The sequence below is a fragment of the Pseudomonas sp. H3(2019) genome (assembly GCF_007713465.1).
In the GTDB taxonomy this organism is placed as follows: domain Bacteria; phylum Pseudomonadota; class Gammaproteobacteria; order Pseudomonadales; family Pseudomonadaceae; genus Aquipseudomonas.
Genome location: NZ_VMSG01000003.1, coordinates 1 through 18,380 on the forward strand (window position 1 = coordinate 1; position 18,380 = coordinate 18,380).

Here is an 18,380-nt window from a genome sequence, read left to right on the forward strand (position 1 = left end):
CCCCTGTTACCGCCGTGAAAGGGCGGTGTCCTAGGCCACTAGACGAAGGGGACACACGTACAACATTCACTCCCTACCGCGTTTCGCTGTGTGCTTTCCGCTGTAAGTGGCGCGCATTCTATGGATGGATTGAGGGGTCGTCAACCCCCAACTATAAATTTATTTAAATCAATGACTTCGCCCCCCTTTGAGGGGCAATTCCGGGTTTTCGTCCGACCGGGGTTTGACGCCTATATTCTGTCACTCGCCAAGGCGCTATAGTCCTCTCCAGCAGATGATGGCAATGTGCACTCATCCACACATTGCCTATATAGACAGCGCAAAGGCTCGATTCAACTCGTCGCGCCACCCTATGCGCCCCCAAGCTTAGCCACTACACTCGCACGCAAACCCTATAAAGAGGTCTTCACGGTGACACCACTCATGATCACCCTGCTAGTAATAGTCGGGATCGCAATATTGATCGCCATTGGCTACATGAACCATGTGGTGGAAAACAATAAACTGGAAAAGGCCCGCACCAAGGTCGAACTCAATGATCGATTGCGCCGCTGTGGCGAAATCACCGAGACCTTCCCTGGCCAGCTGATGACTCCGGCGCTCAAGCTGCTGCTGACGCGACTGGAACTCAACGTCTGCCAACGCCTGCTCAATCTGGATAAAACCAATTCAAAGGTCAAAGCCCGCATCGAGGAACTGAGTGCACTGGTCGCACGAGGTGAATCGATTCCGGTCAACAACCCGCCGGCACCGATCCAGACTGAAGCCAAGGCCAAGGACGTACGCTTTTTGCTTGAAGCCTTGCATGGCCAGATCACTCGTGCGGCACAGGACGGTTTCCTGCCAGCCAACGAAGCCAAGCGCTGGATTCGTGAAGTTCGCCACATCCTGGTATTGCTGCACATCGAGTTCTTCAACAACCTAGGCCAACATGCACTGCAACAGGAACAACCCGGGCAAGCCCGCCTGGCGTTCGAGCGTGGCGTGCAGTACTTGCGCAAACAGCAAGACCCGCAGGTTTACAGCGAGCAGTTGCAGTACATGGAAAAGCTCCTGGCACGCGCCAACTCCATGGTGCTGACCAACATTGCACCGGTGGAAGGCGAAGTTAACCAGTTGACCGAAGGCCTCAAGGACGTGGAAGCCGAAGCTGACTGGAAGAAGAAGGTTATCTACGACTGATAGGGGTGGTGCGCAACAGGCGCAACACCTGTGGCGAGGGAGCGACTCCCTCGCCACCTATTCTGCGCGATCTCACGCTTACAACCTGAAATGCCCAACCATCCCCTTCAGCTCAGCCCCCAATTGCGCCAGTTCGATACTCGACGTGGCATTGCCTTGCATGGCCACCGAGGATTGATCGGCACTGGCACGGATGCTGGTCACGCTGCGATTGATCTCTTCGGCAACCGAACTCTGTTGTTCGGCCGCTGCAGCGATCTGCTGGTTCATCTGCTGAATCAGCGAGACCGCCGCAGCGATACTGCCCAGCGCACTCTCGGTCTGTAACGCATCACTGACGGCGAGCTTGACCAGCTCACCGCTGCTCTGTATTTGCTGCACCGACGCCTGCGCAGCTGAACGCAAGGCACTCACCAGACGTTCGATTTCTTCTGTGGATTGCTGGGTACGCTTGGCCAGGGCCCGGACTTCATCGGCAACCACGGCAAAGCCCCTGCCCTGCTCACCCGCTCGCGCGGCCTCGATGGCCGCATTGAGTGCCAGCAGGTTGGTCTGCTCGGCGACGCTCTTGATCACGCTGAGGACAGTGCCAATGTTCTGGATTTCCGCACTGAGGCTTTCGATGCTGGAGCTGGCCGACGTCGCCGAGTCAGCCAGTTGCTCGATGCGCTGCATGCTCTGACGCACGACCTGCTGACCGGTTTCGACCTTGCCGTCTGCCGTCTGCGCCGCCAGTGCAGCTTCCTCGGCATTGCGCGCAACGTCATGCACAGTCGCGGTCATCTGATTCATCGCGGTGGCGACTTGCTCGGTTTCTTCCTTCTGGCTGCTGACTTCGAGATTGGTTTGCTCGGTCACCGCCGAGAGCGATTGCGCGGAATTCGCAAGCTGCTCGATACCCGCCTGCAAGCCGCTGACAATACTGCTCAACCCCGCGCCCATTTGCTGCATGGCCTGCATCAACTGGCCGATTTCATCACGCCGTGTCACCTGCACGGTCGCGCTCAGATCGCCCGCCGCAATTTGCTGGGCGACGAGAATCACACTGCGCAGTGGCGCAACGATCAAGCGGGTAATCACCCACGCGGCAATCAGCCCGACCAGCAGCGCAAGCGCCGAGGACGCAATGATCAGCGCCGAATTCTTCTTCAGCTCTTCCTGCATCGACCGGTCCTCGGCCGCGTAAGCCTGGTCGACCCGCTGCACCACTTCGGCGGCGCGCTCATGCAACTGCTGATAGACCTTTTTCTCCTGACTCAGCAGCCCCGTGTACTCGGCAAGTTTTTCGCTGAAACTGGCGATATGCCCGGCCACTTCGTTGAGCACAGTCTGGTAGCCCGCGTCCTTGACCGTGCTCTTCAATGCCTCAGCCTGGGTCAATGCCTGGTCGGCCTGTTCAATCTTGCCTTGCCCGGCGCTTTCGTCGCTGGCCTTGCGGCTTTGATCCAGGCGCACTCGCGCCTCATTCATGGCCTGCAACATCAGCCTCGATACCTGACTGACCTGGTTGGCCTGCTCGATAAACTCCGCGCCCTCCTTGCCTTGCGTATCCTTGAGCGCATAAGCGCCATCGTCGGCGAGGCCAGCCTGCAGCACATCGAGGTTATTGGCCACGCTGGACACCGACCAACTGGCCATTTCCAGCGCCAGTTCCTTGGACTGGGTCAGCTCGACGAATTCATCGAAGGCCTTGCGGTACGCCCCCAGCGACTGCTCGACATCATTCATCACCGGAACGTTAGCCGCCGACTGAGCCTTGAGTTGCGTTGCGAGAGCGACCAACGCGTCAACCCCCTTGTGCAAGGCATCGACGGTTTTCGGATCACTGTGCAAGGCGTATTCCTGCTCAAGCAAACGCACCTTGAGCAGGCCACTGTTGAGCGACGACATCTGCTTGAGCCCGTCGAAGCGCTGGCTGATGGTTTGCAAGGACCAGACGCCGATAGCGGCCACCACGGCCGTCAACATCAGGACCAGAATAAAACCGACACCCAGTTTTTTTGCCATACCGAGGTTGGCAAAACGTCCTTGCACGACCGAAATCATTGCTCGTAACCCCCTTCCCATACTCAATGGCAACACGACCATTTTCTGTTGTTGCAGATTCGCAATGGGGTGCACCCAAGCACAAGTCTTTGGCGCCGCAATAATGGCAAAAAGCTACGCGTGAGTCGTTTTCAGAACGGTCGAAGTCGATCCGGTAATGCGCAGGCCTGAAAAAATGCCTGCGCCCGAGGATCGCTGGCATACGCCACATTGATGCGCAGCCAATCGATGGTTTCGCCGCTGGGGCTGAAGGCCGTTCTGGAGGACAGCACGATACCGAATGAGTGAGCCAGCGTGCGCACCCGTGCCGATTCGTGCTCTCGTGGTCGGGCCCAAATGTACAACCCACCCGCAGGCTTGCCGAACACCTCCCAGTCAGCGTCTTCAAGCACCAGCAATGTCGCCGCCATATCTCGCTTCAAACGCTGACGCTGGCGCTGTACCAGTTTGCGATAAGCGCCATTGGCCAACAGACTGCTCACCACCGACTCGCAAAACCGCGAAGCCCCCAGACTGGTAATCATCTTCATGTCTGCCAGACGCGCAATGATTGCGGCACTGGCCACGACATAACCGACCCGCAGCGAACTGCTGAGGGTTTTCGAAAAGCTGCCGACGTAGACCACATTCTGACCCGCATCCATGGCCGCCAGACGGCTGCCGGCACTGCCCTGAAAGTCAGCGTAGACATCATCCTCGACGATGATTAACTCATGACGCTTGGCCAATTGAAGAATCCGTTGCGCAACGGCGGGTGCCAGGCTACTGCCGGTCGGATTGTGGAACAGGCTATTGATGAACAACGCACGGGGATTGTTCGCGCTCAACAGGGCCTCAAGTACTTCAATGTCCGGGCCACGAGAGGTCCGCGGTACTTCCAGCAATCTGACGCCATGCAGCCTGAGCAGCTTGAACAGATTCGAATACCCCGGACGTTCGACCACCACGCAATCACCCGGCTTGAGCAGCGCCCGTATGATCAGATCAAGCCCGTGAGTGGCCCCCGCCGTGGTGAGAACCTGACTCTCATCGACGGCAATACTCATCTGTTGCAGGCGCTTGAGGATTTGTCGGCGCAAGACCGGCAACCCGTATGAAGGGCTGTAGTTGAACAATCCGGCCATGTCGGTACGCGCAACCTGGCGAATGGCATAACTGAGATCGTCGCTCTCGCGCCAGCTTTCGGGCATACCACCATGCCCCAGCGGCAACATGCCCAACGGGTCGTCGACCACCCCGACACTGGTTGTGTCAGCCGCCGCGGGGCCCGATTGGTCAGCGCAACGATGTGTCGCGCCCAAAGGCCCGGCAACGAAAAACCGCGAACCATGACGCGATGCCAGCACACCTTGGGCGACCATGCGCTCATACGCCTCGATGACACTGGACTGACTGAGCAGGTTTTCCCGGGCCAGCTGTCGAATGGACGGCAAACGCGTTCCAGGTTCGATGGCACTTTGGCGAATCCAGCCAGCGAGGGCGTCAACAATTTGCTGCACGACGGGCACCAGCGCCTGTCGATCAATTCTCAATTCCATGAGAAACCCACTCCAACTGTTTTTATGGCGTCAGTTAAGCACAGGCGCTCCCATGAAGATGTGCGACAACGCCGCTAAAACGCCCTCATCTAACCCCTTGAAACACAATGCCCGAGGCTACCATCAGAACGCCGTCACCCCGCCATCCACCGCCAGCGAATGACCGGTCGTGAACGCTGCCCCATCACTGCACAGATAAAGTACCGCACTGGCAATTTCCTCGACCTTGCCGATCCGCCCTACCGGGTGCATGGCGGCGGCAAAATCGGCTTTTTTCGGATCGGCTTCATAGGCACGGCGGAACATGTCCGTATCGATAACCGCCGGACAGACTGCATTCACGCGGATTTTCTTCTTCGCATATTCAATGGCTGCCGATTTCGTCAGGCCGATGACCGCGTGCTTGGACGCCGCGTAGATGCTCATCTTCGGCGCCGCGCCAAGCCCGGCCACCGAAGCAGTATTGACGATGGCGCCGCCACCTTGCGCCAGCATCAGCGGCAGTTGGTACTTCATGCACAACCAGACGCCTTTGACGTTGACGCCCATGATCGCGTCGAACTCATCGAGTGTGCCTTCGGCGAGCCTGCCCTTTTCGATTTCGATCCCGGCATTGTTGAAGGCGTAGTCGACGCGACCATAAGTGCTCACCGCCTTCGCCATCAGATTCTGTACATCGCTCTCCAGGGTCACGTTGCACCGCACGAAAACCGCTTCGCCACCGGCCGCCCGAATCAGCTCGACGGTGCCTTCGCCGCCGGCCACATCAAGGTCCGCGACCACCACTTTCAACCCTTCGGCGGCAAACGCCTGGGCGGTCGCGCGGCCAATACCGGCCGCAGCCCCTGTCACCAACGCAACCTGGCCGGAAAACGTCATGCTCATTGTTATGTCCTCGAAAGATGTGGGTGATCTCGTTCTCGCAGTCTAGGCACCCTGCCCCGTCACGCGGCAGCACTATCAGAGGACCGGTTGATTACTTATGAGTTGCGGTGATGAAGATCCCCGCCCGACTATCACTCGTTTGGATCGGACTGTATTCGCTGCGTCAGCAAACCTTGCGACAACCGTCATGAAGGTCTATCAATCAGACTTCATTCAACCTTGAGTGCCCGCCATGACTGCCCAGATCAACCGTCAATTCCTGCTCGCCAAACGCCCGGTGGGAGCTGCGAACCGCGAGACCTTCACCTATCAGCAAGTCCCTGTCGGCGAACCGGCGGCGGGCCAGATCCTGGTCAAGAACGAATACCTGTCGCTGGACCCGGCCATGCGTGGCTGGATGAACGAAGGCAAGTCCTACATCCCGCCTGTGGGCATCGGCGAAGTCATGCGCGCACTCGGAGTGGGCAAGGTGATTGCCTCGAACAACCCGGGCTTTGCCGCGGGCGATTACGTCAACGGTGCGCTGGGCGTGCAGGATTATTTCCTTGGGGAGCCACGAGGTTTCTACAAGGTCGATCCGAAACTGGCGCCATTGCCGCGTTATTTGTCAGCGCTGGGTATGACCGGCATGACCGCTTACTTCGCGCTGCTCGACGTCGGCGCACCGAAGGCCGGGGAGACCGTGGTGCTGTCGGGTGCAGCCGGCGCGGTAGGCAGCATTGCCGGGCAGATTGCCAAGATCAAAGGCTGTCGCGTAGTGGGCATCGCCGGCGGCGCAGACAAGTGCAGGTTCCTGATTGACGAACTGGGCTTCGACGGTGCCATCGACTACAAGCACGAAGACGTGGTTGCCGGCCTCAAGCGCGAATGCCCGAAAGGCGTAGACGTGTATTTCGATAACGTCGGCGGGGATATTCTCGACGCCGTGCTCAGCCGCCTGAACATGAAGGCCCGCGTGGTGATCTGCGGCGCTATCAGCCAGTACAACAACAAGGAAGCGGTCAGAGGCCCGGCCAACTATCTATCGCTACTGGTCAACCGTGCGCGGATGGAAGGCTTTGTGGTGATGGATTACGCCGCGCAGTTCGCCGCCGCCGGGCAGGAAATGGCCGGGTGGATGGCCAAGGGGCAGCTCAAGAGCAAGGAAGACATCGTCGAAGGACTGGAGACATTCCCGGAAACGCTGATGAAGCTGTTCAGCGGTGAGAACTTTGGGAAGCTGGTGTTGAAGGTTTAACGAAGTATCTGACTACATCAAAACACTGTGGGAGCGAGCCTGCTCGCGATGCCGGACTTACATTCAACATCAATGCTGACTGTTATGGCCCCATCGCGAGCAGGCTCGCTCCCACATTTGAATCTTCAGTGTTTGATCAGGCCAGTTCGGCCACGACGTCGGCCAAGGCCTTGGCCGGATCGGCCGCCTGGCTGATCGGACGCCCAATCACCAGATAGTCGGATCCGGCATCCAGGGCCTGGCGCGGTGTCAGGATGCGACGCTGATCGTCCTGGGCGCTGCCTGCCGGACGGATCCCCGGGGTCACCAGTTGCAGCGACGGATGCGCCGCTTTCAACGCCGAGGCCTCCAGCGCCGAGCACACCAGGCCATCCATCCCGGCTTTTTCTGCCAGTGCCGCCAGACGCAATACCTGCTCCTGTGGCTCGATATCCAGGCCAATCCCGGCCAGATCCTCACGCTCCATGCTGGTCAGCACGGTCACGCCGATCAACAGTGGTTTTGGACCGCTGCGCTGGTCGAGCACCTCGCGACAGGCCGCCATCATGCGCAGGCCGCCGGAGCAATGCACGTTGACCATCCATACGCCCATTTCCGCAGCCGCCTTGACGGCCATCGCGGTGGTGTTCGGAATGTCATGGAATTTAAGGTCGAGAAACACCTCGAAGCCCTTGTCACGCAAGGTCCCGACGATTTCCGAAGCGCAGCTGGTAAACAGTTCCTTACCGACTTTGACCCGGCACAGTTTCGGGTCCAACTGGTCGGCCAGCTTCAGTGCGGCGTCACGGGTAGGGAAATCCAGGGCGACGATGATAGGAGTCTGGCAGGCGGACATGAGTGGGCTCTCAGGCAAGTCGAAATCGGCGCGCATTGTAGCGGAACGCGAGCCCGTCCGGGACCCGATGATCGGTAAATCATCTTCAATAGTGCCGGTTGCCGGATGATAAACCCCGCACGCCCGGCAATTGTGTCCAATCCGATACACTCACGACACGCCCTCAACACCGCCAAAGGCTACCCTCGCCAACCGCAAGACTTCCTACAGCACTTCCCGCCTCACGGCCGGACGCCTATGCTGAAGCCACAACCTCGCAGCCCATCTTTTGTGGTTGGCAGCCTCTCTGGCAGATGAACGTACGCATGCATAATAGCCCCGCTCCTCTGAACGACGATCAAAAAGCCCCCGCAGCCGGCGAAGACAAACGCTGGAACACCCGCGCGCTGATCGTTGACGATGACGTTCCGATCCGCGAACTGCTGATCGACTACCTGGCCCGCTTCAACATCCACGCCAGCGGCGTTACCGACGGCGCCGCCATGCGCCTGGCGCTGCAAGCGGAGCATTACGACGTGGTGGTGCTGGACCTGATGCTGCCCGGCGAAGACGGTCTGTCGCTGTGCCGCTGGCTGCGCGCCGAATCGGACATCCCGATCCTGATGCTCACCGCCCGCTGCGAACCCACCGACCGCATCATCGGCCTGGAACTGGGGGCCGACGATTACATGGCCAAGCCGTTCGAGCCACGAGAGCTGGTCGCACGGATTCAAACCATCCTGCGCCGCGTGCGCGATGACCGTACCGAACAACGCGCCAACATTCGCTTCGACAACTGGCGCCTCAACAGCGTGCTCCGCCAGTTGATCTCCGTCGACGGCCTGGTGGTTCCGCTGTCGAATGCCGAATTCCGCTTGCTCTGGGTATTCATCGAACGCCCGCGACGGGTGCTCAGCCGCGAGCAATTACTGGACGCCGCCCGTGGACGCTCGATCGAAGCGTTCGATCGCAGTATCGATCTGCTGGTCTCGCGCCTGCGGCAAAAGCTCGGTGACGACCCCAAATCGCCTCAGTTGATCAAAACCGTGCGCGGCGAAGGTTACCTGTTCGACGCCCGAGACATCGGCTGATGCGTGCGCGCTTCGATACGCTGTTCGGCCGCCTGTTTGGCGTGCTGTTGCTGGCGATTATCCTGGCGCACCTTCTGGCGTTCTTCTGGTTCCACCATTACGGCCATCCCCCGCCCCCTCCACCGCCGGAGTTTTCCGCCGGGTTCAACGGACAACCACCGCCGCCCTTCAAACACAGACCACCGCGGCCCTGGTTTGGCGGCCCGATCGTACCGCTGACCTTTCAGCTTATCTCGCTGGTGATTGCCGCCTGGTACGGCGCAAAACTGCTGTCCCGGCCGATTCAACGCTTGAGCGCGGCCGCCGAGAGCCTCAGTGAAAACCTCGACAGTCCACCGCTAGATGAGTCCGGCCCCCGAGAATCACGGCAGGCGGCGCACACCTTCAACCTGATGCAAAAGCGTATCCGTGAGCAGGTGCAGCAGCGCTCGCGGATGCTCGGCGCCGTTTCCCATGACCTGCGTACGCCACTGTCGCGGCTCAAGTTGCGCCTGGAGCAGATCGACGACATCAAGCTGCAAGGGCAGATGCGGCAGGACCTCGACGACATGATTCGCATGCTCGATGCGACCCTCAGCTACCTGCACGAACAACGTACCAGCGAAGCCCTGCAGTGGATGGACGTGCAGGCGCTGATCGAATCGCTCTGCGAAAACGCCCAGGACCAGGGCGCTGACGTGCAGGCCAGTGGGCACTGCGCACCGTTGCAGGTTCAACCGATGGCCCTGCGGTCGTGCATCAACAACTTGCTGGACAATGCCTTGCGGTACGCCGGCCAGGCACTGATCAACCTTGAAGACAGCCGCGAACAGCTGATCATTCGAGTGATCGACCATGGCCCCGGCATCGCCGCCGACAAACGCGAAGCCGTGTTCGAGCCGTTCTTTCGCCTGGAAGGTTCACGCAATCGCAACTCTGGCGGCATTGGACTGGGTATGACCATCGCCCGCGAAGCCGCTCAACGGCTGGGCGGAGCATTAAGCCTGGAAGAAACCCCGGGCGGCGGCCTGACTGCCGTGGTCTGCCTGCCACGGGTCTGAACAGACTCTGTGTGCTGATTCGTACAAATTCCACATACCCACGACAACTGCTCCCCCGAGGCTGCATGGGCCGGTGCCTTCACCGGTTTTATCCATCCAGGGAGTGAGCCCATGATCGGCAGCGTCAGCAGTAACTCCAGCTATACCAGCGCCACCAGCGCGGCCTATGCCGCCCGCCTCCAGCAGCGTCAGAAAGAGTTGTTCGCCAAGCTCGACACCAATGGCGACGGAACCGTTTCCAAGGATGAACTGAACAGCGCCCTGGCGAAGAAAAGCGACAGCCGCGTACTGAACAGCCTGAGCCAGCAATTCAGCAGCCTGGACAGCGATAACAGTGGAGGTCTGAGCAGCCAGGAAATGGCCGCCATGACGCCATCGTCCTGCCAAGCCCATAATGATCAGCCACCCAGCACGGAACTGGCCGACACCATGCTCAGCCTCCTGGACAGCAACGGTGACGGCAGCCTCAGCAGCGATGAGCTGAGCAATGGCCTGACGAAAGCCGGCAGCACCGCCGACAGCAAGAGCCTGTTTGCAGCGCTGGACACGAACAACGACGGGAGCGTGAGCAAGGACGAGCTGGTTGCCGCCCTCACGCCGCCTCAGCCGCCACAACAACTGTCCAGCCAGTCCCTGTTTGGCCAGCTCGACACCAATGGTGATGGCAGCATCAGCAGCAGCGAACTGAGCAGCGCCCTGGCCGCGACCTCGTCCACCAGCAGCACCGACAATGGTGCGGCCCTGCTCAAGATGCTCGACACGGACAACAGCGGCGGTGTCAGCAGCAACGAATTGAAAGCGGCGCTGCAAACGGGCAGCAGCCAGAACAGCGGGACCATCGATCAAGGCGCAGTGGCCGAGGCGCTGAGCAAATTGATCGTCAGCATGAATCAGCAGTACTCGCAGGCAAATACCCTGAGTTCAAGCAAAAACCTGAGCGCGGCAGCCTGATACAAAAAAGATCGCAGCCTGCGGCAGCTCCTGCGGTAAATACGAATACCGCGTAGGAGCTGCCGCAGGCTGCGATCTTTTCACTGGCGACTCAACTCTTGTTGTCAACCCGCGCCTGACTGTTACTCCAGTCGATCAACAGGCTGTACGCCACGGCCAACAAGGTCGGACCGATAAACAAGCCGATAAAGCCAAAGGCGATCAACCCGCCAAACACCCCAAGCAGCACGATCACCAACGGCAAGTTGCCGCCACGGCTGATCAGATAGGGCTTGAGCACGTTGTCGACGCCGCTGATGATGAACGTGCCCCAAATGCCGAGGAACACCGCCAGACCGTACTCGCCCTTCCAGGCCAGCCAGGCAGTCGCCGGAATCCACACCAGTGGCGGCCCCATGGGGATCAGGCTGAGCAGGAACGTGACGATACTCAGCACCAGTGCGCCCGGAATACCGGCAATCAGGAAGCCGATCAACGCCAGGATCGCCTGGGCGGCGGCAGTGCCGATGACGCCGTTGACCACCCGCTGCACCGTTCCGGCGACCAGTTCGATGTAATAACCGGCACGCTCGCCGATCAGCCGTTCCAGCAGACGGTGAGCAAACATCGCCAACCGTGGGCCGTCCCGATAGAAAAAGAACACGAAAACGATGCTCAAGGTCAGCTCGAGAATCCCTCCGCCGATCTGCGCACTGCGCGCCAGCAACCAGTTACCGACCTGTCCCAGATAGGGTTTGACCGCCAACAACAGCGCCGCACCTTGCTGATCAAGGCTGTTCCAGAGCCCAACCAGCCGTTCGCCAACCAGGGGTATCCCGGCCAGCCACACCGGTGCCGCCGGCAAGCCGTCAACCTGAACGTCCTTGAGAAACACCGTGGCATCGCGCACATGATCGGCCAGGTTAAAACCGAGCCACACCAACGGCACCGCCACCAGCACCATCCAGCCGAGCGTCAGTAACGCCGCCGCGAGGGATTCGTGACCATTGAGCCAGCGAGTCAGCAAGCGCATCAGCGGCCAACTGGCGAACGCCAGCACCGCGCCCCAGAACAGCGCCGACCAAAAGGGCGCCATCACCCAGAAGCTGGCACCGAACAACACCAGAAGCAGGATCTGCACCAACAGGCGATCGTTATTGATCATGAAAAATCTCGAGCAAGGTCAATCAACAAAAAGTAGGCGAACGGCCAATGGCACGTTCACCGAGGGAAAAACTATCGCAGGAACTCGATGTGCAGGCCGGTTGCTGGCACGTTGCCGAGTTCCATCCGCGCCGCACGTACGCCCTGCCCGACCAGCGCCTGACGCCAGGCTTCGGCGCTGGCTCCGGAAACACTGACGCGCAAAGTCGTATCGAGGTTCAATCCGCGCGACAGCAACGTCAGCCAAACCGGTTGCGGATCGCCCGTCAACCGCGGCAGGTCCAGCACGCCGGTGTCCTTGAGCTGACGCAGCAGGGTCGCCGAGGTCGGCAACAACTCACCCAATGGCGTAGTGGCGTCGAACTGTTCGACGTGCAGATAGGCTTTTCGATTGCCGCGAGTGATGCCGTAAAGCGCCAACAACGAGTTGTCCTGTGGTGCCGCGAGTCGCAGCAGCAAATAAGCCTGTTGATCGTCGGCGCCATAGAGTTTGGCGTTGCCGAACACTTCATTGGCCCACAGGCTGCTTTCGCCGCAATCGCGGGCCTGGCACCAGAACAACAGTTCGGCGCCCTGCTTCTGCAAGGCTTCGCGAGCGGCGGTGAAGGCCTCGGTGGACGAATGTTCCGGCGGCAACTCGTAGGTCACCGAGGTCGCTTTTCCGCGGGCACTGACCTGGCCATCAAAACGCAGCTGGCCGCTGATTTTGCGGATTGAGCCCATGGGGTAGATCCGTTCAAGCTCGGCAGCCGGGCGATAGTCGACGATCTGCGCATCGGCCAGACGTGGCACCAGCGGCAAATCGTGACTTCCCGGTACATCGGCGGCAAACACCAGCGAACTGAAACACCCCAGCCCCAACAAACAGATCAAGCGCATGCTGTTCAACCTTGAAGGTACTCTCATCGGATCAGCATGGCCTGAGCGCCTTTGACGACATTCGCGTCGTCGTTACGCGGTGGAATCTGCAAGCCACGCTGCACCGCCGGGCGAGCTTCCATCGCCGCCATCCAGCGTTGCAAGGCGGGTAAACCGTCCACCGAAACGCCCGACCATTCATGGCCACGGACCCACGGATAAGTGGCGATGTCAGCAATGCTGTAGTCATCGGCCAGGTACTCGACCGTTTCCAGGCGCGTGTTCAGCACTTCATACAAACGCCGGGTTTCATGCTGATAACGGTCGATGGCGCCCTGAAGCTTTTCCGGGAAGTAACGGAAAAATACGTTGGCCTGGCCCTGCATCGGACCAATGCCGCCCATCTGAAACATCAGCCACTGGATCGCCACCGATCGCCCTTTCGGGTCTTTGGGCAGCAGTTTCCCACTTAGTTCAGCCAAGTAGATGAGAATCGCGCCAGACTCGAACACGGCGAAATCACCGTTGTCCCGATCGACAATCGCCGGAATCCGGCCATTGGGATTGATCTTGAGAAACGCTGGAGCCTTTTGTTCCTTTTTGTCGAAACTCAAGACATGCACCGTGTAGGGCATGCCGAGCTCCTCGAGCACGATAGAGACCTTGTGGCCATTCGGAGTTGCAGCGGTGTAGAGATCTATCATGGTTGTCTCCCATTTCAACCCGCCCAGCCTCGACAGTTGCCCGCTGCAAGTCAAGGAACGGCGAAGAACCGATTGAAACAGTCTGCAACAAGGGCGGCGCCGGGCTCGTCATTCAGATGCAAATGATGGCCGCCGGGCAGCTGTTCACGGCTAAAGGGTAGACGCTCCAGCAATTCCGGATGTTTGGCGAGCATGCCGTCAGCAGCGACCACCAATTGTGCAGGACAACTGATGCGCTGAACGAAGGACATCGCCTGTTCATCGGTCAGGCGCAGTGGCGACGCCAGCGTCAGGCGACTGTCGGTGCGCCAGGTGTAGCCGCCCGGCACGGGCATCAAACCCCGCTGAGCGAGTAATTCGGCGGCTTCACGACTGACCGCGACCAGGCCTTTCATGCGCGCGTCGATGGCTCGATCCAGGGTGTTGTAGACCGGTTTGCGCTTTTCTTGCAGATCCAGTTGCGCTTGCAGGGCCATGCCCATGCGTTCAGCGGCGTTGTCGTGAGCGGCGGTGGGCGGAATCACCCCGTCGATCAGCGCCAGGTGCGTCACGCGCTCGGGCAAGGCACCGGCGAGCACCACCGAAACGATTGCGCCCAAGGAATGGCCGAGCAGCGCAAAACGCTTCCAGCCCATCTGCTGCGCGACTTGCAGCACATCGTGAGCATAATCCCACAGCGCATAACCGGCGCCCAATGGCCGATGCCCGGAATGCCCATGGCCGGCCATGTCCAGCGCGACAATGCGCAGACCTTCAAGCTTCGGCGCCAGTCGCGCAAAGCTGTTGGCGTTATCGAGCCAACCGTGCAAGGCAATCACCGGCAGGCCGTCTTCGGGGCCGAACAGGTGCGCGGCCAACTCGATGTGCGGCAGGCTCAGGCGGACTTCTTCGACGCTGCTCATGCGCAACTCCGCTCGCTACGCCCGTCCCAACGGTTGAACAGGTTTTTCAGCAACATCGCGGTGTCTTGCGGGCGCTCGAGGGGAAACATGTGGCCGCCGGGCATCGTCAGCGACTCGCCTTGCGGCATACGCCCGACGAAGCTTGCGTGATGGCGCATGACCACCCGGCTCTGCCGGCCACGAACCACCGCCAGCGGTACTTTCAACTGGCGAGGACGGCCTGGACTTATGTGCGGAACGCCACGGTAGATGCTGATCTCGGTGGCCGGATCAAAGCGCAGGCGCAGGCGATCACCGACCTGGTGCAGGCCGTGTTGCAAGTACGCATCGAGGCAGTCCGGATCGAAACTGCGAAACAGGGTTTTACCGGCGAAATAGCGGCGCGCCGATTCCAGATCGGCAAATTCCTCGCGACGCCCCAAGGTGCGGCCGGCCGGGGTCAAACGGTCGATAAAGCCAAAACGCTTGGCCGCGCGAATGACCCACTGATCGGGGCGCGTCAACACCGGCGAATCGAGCATCACCACACCGCGATACAGCTCAGGACAACGCAGGGCCGCGTGCAGGTGCAAGACGCCACCAAAGGAATGACCAACGCCCCACACCGGTTCGGCTTGTTGTTCCAGGTGATGGATCAGTTCATCCACCAGGTTGAGCCAGTTATCGTCGGCCGGGAACCGCGGGTCATGGGCGTGCTGCTGCAGGTGCGCAACCTGGTACTCCGGCGCCAGCGCGGCAAACAACTTGCCGTAAGTGCCTGAAGGAAAGCCATTGGCATGGGCGAAAAAAATCTGCTGCGACATAACGGCGCGTCCATAAACGAAATCAGGTGTTGATTGTCCGTAAGACGCAAGCTCACAGCAATGACCGTAACTGCCAGGAATGATGACAGTCAGGCCAAGGCTATGGGCTACCTGTTACTTCTGACAGTTGACAGTGGGCCTGTTCAGGTCGAAAAGGACCTGTCCCCAAACGTCGTTGATCCGGGTAGTCCATGACACACGCCAACACACCGACCCTTGCAGTGATCGACCCTCGCGGGCTAGCAGTGCGGGCGGTGGCCTATCATCGACGCAAGGCGGGCGAAACGGCGGAGTCACACATTACTCAGCAGGTCTACGATACAGCTGGGCGCGCCGTCCACAGCCGTGACCCACGTCTGTTTCAGTTGCTTGAAGGCGGCTCAGGCGAGGCAGTCAACCAGTCCACGGTATTCAGCCTCTCGGGCGCGGCACTGCTGTCCGACAACAGCGACGCCGGATGGCGGCTGGGGTTGCTTGGTGCGGCCGGGCAACGGCTGCAAGGCTGGGACCAAAAACGCAACCACAGCCGCGCGATCCATGACGATTTGCTACGGCCGAGTGCCGTTTTCGAGCAGGCTCTCGGTGAACCGGAACGCTGTACCGGACGTTTTTCCTACGCCGACGCCACAGAAGAAGCCGCCGTCCACAACCGCTGCGGTCGGTTGATCCGCCATGACGATACGACCGGCACCCAACACTTCACGGAATTCAGTCTTGCGGGCGCGCCCCTTGAGCAGTCTCGACAATTCATCGCTGACCCACAGTGGTCGGTGAATTGGCCCGAACTCGAAACCGAACGCGACGCCTTGCTGGAACTCGAACCCGCGACTACTCGTTTGCGCTACAACGCCATTGGCGAACCGTGCGAACAGACCGACGCCGAAGGTAACCGGCAAACTTTCAGTCAGACCCGCGCCGGGGAACTGCGAGAGGTACGTCTGAAACTGGGGAATGCTGCCGAAGAGAAGACGCTGGTCAGTGCCATCCACTACAACGCCTTCGGCCAGATTGAACAGCAACGTGCCGGCAATGGGGTGGTGTCCTGCGCGACCTATTCAGCCGAGGACGGCCGGCTACTCCAGCTCAAGGCGCAGGCCCAGGGAAAAGCAGCGCGGCAGGACCTGACCTACGACTACGATCCCGCGGGCAATATCCGCAGCATCAGCGACGCTAGCCAGTCGATTCGCTACTTCCGCAATCAGCGCGTGGCTGCGATCAATACCTACGAGTACGACAGCCTCTATCGATTGATCTTTGCCTGCGGCCGGCAAATTCGTAATGTTTCGAGCGGCCCGCACTTGCCGGCCTTTCAGTCACCCGCCGACCCCGGCCAGCTTGAAAACTTCCAGCAGACCTACCACTACGACCCCGCAGGCAACCTCGAACTGCTGCAACACACTGCCGACAGTGGCAGCCGCACAGAACACACTGCTGTCGCCGCACTCAACAACCGCAGTCTGCCATACAGCGCTGACGGTAAACGCCCTGGCGAAGACGATATTCGCGCCGCTTACGACCGCAATGGCAATCTGAACACGTTACAACCCGGCCAACCCCTGCTCTGGGACCCGCGCAACCAGTTGCGTCAGGTCGATCAGGTGGTGCGTGACGATGAGCCCAACGATGCCGAATACTACCTTTACGACGACAGCGGCCAACGCCAGCGAAAAATCCGTACGGCTTACACCGGTAAACTGACCCGTACCCACGAAACCCGCTATCTGCCGGGGCTGGAAATTCGTACAACCCCCGAGGAAACCCTGCACGTCATCACGGTGCAGGCCGGACGCTGCTCGGTGCAGGTGCTGCACTGGAAAAACGGCCAGCGCGCGGACATTCCCGAGAATCAGCATCGCTACACGTTCAGCGATCACCTGGGCTCCAGCACACTGGAGCTCGATGAGCAGGCCGAACTCATCAGCCAGGAATGTTATTACCCCTATGGCGCAACGTGCTGGTGGGCCGGACGGGACAAGGTCGAAGCGAGCTACAAGACCCTTCGCTACTCAGGCAAGGAGCGGGATGCAACGGGGTTGTATTACTACGGCCACCGGTACTACCTAGCTTGGCGTCAGCGCTGGTTGAGCGCCGACCCGGCGGGGCCAACGGATGGGTTGAATCTGTATGCAATGGTTCACGGAAATCCGGTGGGTCATGTGGACATAGCCGGGCTGGCAGATGATCACGCACAAGCCGTACGAACCGGACAACTTCGCGATGCGTCTTCATCAGCCTTTGTCCGTGACTTCATTTCCAGAGGTATGGGGGGGCTGGCGCAAATGTCGACCGTTGCAGCACTCAACACCTTGAGGCCCAGTCATGCCAGCAACACTGCGCTGGAAATAACCGCCGGTGCGCTTGAGGGAATTGCCGTCGGGATTGTCGGGGGAGGCTTGGCTGCCCGACTTCATCGTCATGCTGTGGCAGTCGGCGCCGTAGCTGGATTGCTGATAGGTGTTTCACCAGCAGCATGGAGTCATGACGGTGGATCAACGGACGAATCAGAAATAGAACTTAACCAGGTTGCTATCAACCGAATAGGCGCGGCAGTCGGTGCAATCACTCGAGAAATTTCACAGCAAATACTCAGGGGGCATGGTGCAAACTTTCCCTGGGGGAGCGTCAGTTTGCGGCAACGGCTGCCGACCTTCCATCGCACGGCAGCAGCCTATGCAATAACCAATGTGCTCAACGGAGCATTCGGTCGACTCGTACCGGAATCAATCCGCAGCTGGATCAGCCCTTTGATGGAGGGGACAGACGGGTTTGTCGGTACATGGCTACGGGGGCGTCATCCAGAAACAACGTACGCTGCGGGCACCACCGCGCTGCAGACACCGCCATTCGTCGATACCGCGTTTGGAGCGGCTGGCAGGATTACCTCCAGCCAGTTCGCTTTCGGCGTGATTACGGCGGTTGAAGCCGTGACTGCCCACATCACCGGTTTACCCGTCTCAGAACGCGGGGAGTCGGTGAACATGATAAGTGGCGCCATCAGCGGCGGCTTCTTGTCGCTCACGGACTATCGCGCTGGCGTCATGCAAGTCGCTCAAGATGGCTATCGTGGATTTCGGCCGCAAGTCGTAGACAGCATGAATTCGGATGTGCAGACAACGACGGCCAGATTCCCCGGCAGACAGATCCAGCGACGCCATAGCTACACAAATGCTTGAATCCAACGACGGA

At 59.8% G+C, this 18,380-nt stretch carries 16 protein-coding genes and 1 pseudogene; 7 read left to right on the forward strand and 10 right to left on the reverse strand.

The window, feature by feature from the left end; translation table 11 throughout:
• Window positions 1–423: 423 nt before the first annotated feature.
• Complete coding sequence (locus tag FPT12_RS04125) at window positions 424–1,182, forward strand: hypothetical protein (protein ID WP_178098605.1); 759 nt, start codon at window positions 424–426, stop codon at window positions 1,180–1,182.
• A gap of 78 nt (window positions 1,183–1,260) precedes the next feature.
• Here the strand turns inward: FPT12_RS04125 and FPT12_RS28265 are convergent, their stop codons facing one another.
• Window positions 1,261–2,142, reverse strand: a complete 882-nt coding sequence (locus FPT12_RS28265; RefSeq protein WP_371922496.1) for a methyl-accepting chemotaxis protein — start codon at window positions 2,140–2,142, stop codon at window positions 1,261–1,263.
• A pseudogene (locus tag FPT12_RS28270) lies at window positions 2,122–3,270 on the reverse strand (HAMP domain-containing protein); the annotation flags it as partial. The gene FPT12_RS28265 and the pseudogene FPT12_RS28270, both read right to left, overlap by 21 nt.
• Before the next feature lie 27 nt (window positions 3,271–3,297).
• Between FPT12_RS28270 and FPT12_RS28275 the strand changes: the two are divergent.
• The gene (locus FPT12_RS28275; RefSeq protein WP_371922497.1) at window positions 3,298–3,399 is read left to right on the forward strand and encodes a hypothetical protein; all 102 of its coding nucleotides are present in this window, start codon (window positions 3,298–3,300) and stop codon (window positions 3,397–3,399) included.
• Here FPT12_RS28275 and FPT12_RS04135 read toward each other — a convergent pair.
• Both FPT12_RS04135 and FPT12_RS04140 read right to left on the reverse strand, forming a co-directional pair.
• The gene (locus FPT12_RS04135; RefSeq protein ID WP_145014777.1) at window positions 3,360–4,766 is read right to left on the reverse strand and encodes a PLP-dependent aminotransferase family protein; all 1,407 of its coding nucleotides are present in this window, start codon (window positions 4,764–4,766) and stop codon (window positions 3,360–3,362) included. The two genes, FPT12_RS28275 and FPT12_RS04135, sit on opposite strands and share 40 nt — an antisense overlap.
• A 123-nt stretch (window positions 4,767–4,889) precedes the next feature.
• Window positions 4,890–5,651, reverse strand: coding sequence for an SDR family oxidoreductase (locus FPT12_RS04140; RefSeq protein WP_145014778.1), 762 nt, complete (start codon window positions 5,649–5,651; stop codon window positions 4,890–4,892).
• Between the two features lie 232 nt (window positions 5,652–5,883).
• On the opposite strand from FPT12_RS04140, the gene FPT12_RS04145 reads away from it, so the two are divergent.
• Window positions 5,884–6,888 carry an NADP-dependent oxidoreductase gene (locus tag FPT12_RS04145; protein ID WP_145014779.1) on the forward strand — a complete coding sequence of 335 codons (1,005 nt, stop codon included), beginning with the start codon at window positions 5,884–5,886 and terminating at the stop codon, window positions 6,886–6,888.
• Between the two features lie 136 nt (window positions 6,889–7,024).
• Here FPT12_RS04145 and pyrF read toward each other — a convergent pair whose 3' ends face one another.
• Window positions 7,025–7,723: an orotidine-5'-phosphate decarboxylase gene (gene pyrF / locus FPT12_RS04150; protein WP_162491267.1), complete on the reverse strand. Its 699-nt coding sequence runs from the start codon at window positions 7,721–7,723 to the stop codon at window positions 7,025–7,027.
• A 305-nt stretch (window positions 7,724–8,028) separates the two neighbouring features.
• Between pyrF and FPT12_RS04155 the strand changes: the two genes are divergently transcribed.
• The 3 genes from FPT12_RS04155 (at window position 8,029) to xopAW (ending at window position 10,784) form a co-directional block, all read left to right on the forward strand.
• Window positions 8,029–8,793, forward strand: a complete 765-nt coding sequence (locus FPT12_RS04155; RefSeq protein WP_145014780.1) for a response regulator — start codon at window positions 8,029–8,031, stop codon at window positions 8,791–8,793.
• Window positions 8,793–9,833: a HAMP domain-containing sensor histidine kinase gene (locus FPT12_RS04160; RefSeq protein ID WP_145014781.1), complete on the forward strand. Its 1,041-nt coding sequence runs from the start codon at window positions 8,793–8,795 to the stop codon at window positions 9,831–9,833. Before FPT12_RS04155 ends, FPT12_RS04160 begins: the two co-directional genes overlap by 1 nt.
• A 111-nt stretch (window positions 9,834–9,944) precedes the next feature.
• Window positions 9,945–10,784 (forward strand): XopAW family type III secretion system calcium-binding effector, encoded by an 840-nt coding sequence (xopAW, locus tag FPT12_RS04165; protein ID WP_145014782.1) that lies wholly within the window; start codon window positions 9,945–9,947, stop codon window positions 10,782–10,784.
• A gap of 91 nt (window positions 10,785–10,875) precedes the next feature.
• On the opposite strand, the gene FPT12_RS04170 is transcribed toward xopAW, so the two are convergent.
• The 5 genes from FPT12_RS04170 to FPT12_RS04190 all read right to left on the reverse strand — a co-directional run bounded on the left by FPT12_RS04170 (window position 10,876) and on the right by FPT12_RS04190 (window position 15,194).
• Window positions 10,876–11,928, reverse strand: coding sequence for an AI-2E family transporter (locus tag FPT12_RS04170; protein WP_145014783.1), 1,053 nt, complete (start codon window positions 11,926–11,928; stop codon window positions 10,876–10,878).
• A gap of 71 nt (window positions 11,929–11,999) precedes the next feature.
• A complete protein-coding gene (locus tag FPT12_RS04175; protein ID WP_145014784.1) occupies window positions 12,000–12,806 on the reverse strand; it encodes a DUF4892 domain-containing protein in 807 nt (268 codons plus the stop codon).
• A gap of 23 nt (window positions 12,807–12,829) precedes the next feature.
• On the reverse strand, window positions 12,830–13,489 hold the full coding sequence (locus tag FPT12_RS04180; RefSeq protein ID WP_145014785.1) for a glutathione S-transferase family protein: 660 nt from the start codon (window positions 13,487–13,489) through the stop codon (window positions 12,830–12,832).
• 50 nt (window positions 13,490–13,539) lie between these two features.
• Window positions 13,540–14,391 (reverse strand): alpha/beta hydrolase, encoded by an 852-nt coding sequence (locus FPT12_RS04185; protein ID WP_145014786.1) that lies wholly within the window; start codon window positions 14,389–14,391, stop codon window positions 13,540–13,542.
• Window positions 14,388–15,194: an alpha/beta fold hydrolase gene (locus FPT12_RS04190; RefSeq protein ID WP_145014787.1), complete on the reverse strand. Its 807-nt coding sequence runs from the start codon at window positions 15,192–15,194 to the stop codon at window positions 14,388–14,390. Before FPT12_RS04190 ends, FPT12_RS04185 begins: the two co-directional genes overlap by 4 nt.
• A 191-nt stretch (window positions 15,195–15,385) precedes the next feature.
• Here FPT12_RS04190 and FPT12_RS04195 point away from each other — a divergent pair, with 191 nt between their 5' ends.
• Window positions 15,386–18,367, forward strand: coding sequence for an RHS repeat-associated core domain-containing protein (locus FPT12_RS04195; RefSeq protein WP_145014788.1), 2,982 nt, complete (start codon window positions 15,386–15,388; stop codon window positions 18,365–18,367).
• Window positions 18,368–18,380 lie beyond the last annotated feature (13 nt).

Coding starts and splice junctions, on each gene's coding strand:
- xopAW (WP_145014782.1), top strand. CDS start 9,945: ATGATCGGCAGCGTCAGCAGTAACTCCAGCTATACCAGCGCCACCAGC.
- FPT12_RS04145 (WP_145014779.1), top strand. CDS start 5,884: ATGACTGCCCAGATCAACCGTCAATTCCTGCTCGCCAAACGCCCGGTG.
- FPT12_RS04170 (WP_145014783.1), bottom strand. CDS start 11,928: ATGATCAATAACGATCGCCTGTTGGTGCAGATCCTGCTTCTGGTGTTG.
- FPT12_RS04140 (WP_145014778.1), bottom strand. CDS start 5,651: ATGAGCATGACGTTTTCCGGCCAGGTTGCGTTGGTGACAGGGGCTGCG.
- FPT12_RS04175 (WP_145014784.1), bottom strand. CDS start 12,806: ATGCGCTTGATCTGTTTGTTGGGGCTGGGGTGTTTCAGTTCGCTGGTG.
- FPT12_RS04180 (WP_145014785.1), bottom strand. CDS start 13,489: ATGATAGATCTCTACACCGCTGCAACTCCGAATGGCCACAAGGTCTCT.
- FPT12_RS04190 (WP_145014787.1), bottom strand. CDS start 15,194: ATGTCGCAGCAGATTTTTTTCGCCCATGCCAATGGCTTTCCTTCAGGC.
- FPT12_RS04195 (WP_145014788.1), top strand. CDS start 15,386: ATGACACACGCCAACACACCGACCCTTGCAGTGATCGACCCTCGCGGG.
- FPT12_RS28265 (WP_371922496.1), bottom strand. CDS start 2,142: ATGCAGGCCATGCAGCAAATGGGCGCGGGGTTGAGCAGTATTGTCAGC.
- FPT12_RS04135 (WP_145014777.1), bottom strand. CDS start 4,766: ATGGAATTGAGAATTGATCGACAGGCGCTGGTGCCCGTCGTGCAGCAA.
- FPT12_RS04155 (WP_145014780.1), top strand. CDS start 8,029: ATGCATAATAGCCCCGCTCCTCTGAACGACGATCAAAAAGCCCCCGCA.
- FPT12_RS04160 (WP_145014781.1), top strand. CDS start 8,793: ATGCGTGCGCGCTTCGATACGCTGTTCGGCCGCCTGTTTGGCGTGCTG.
- FPT12_RS04125 (WP_178098605.1), top strand. CDS start 424: ATGATCACCCTGCTAGTAATAGTCGGGATCGCAATATTGATCGCCATT.
- pyrF (WP_162491267.1), bottom strand. CDS start 7,723: ATGTCCGCCTGCCAGACTCCTATCATCGTCGCCCTGGATTTCCCTACC.
- FPT12_RS04185 (WP_145014786.1), bottom strand. CDS start 14,391: ATGAGCAGCGTCGAAGAAGTCCGCCTGAGCCTGCCGCACATCGAGTTG.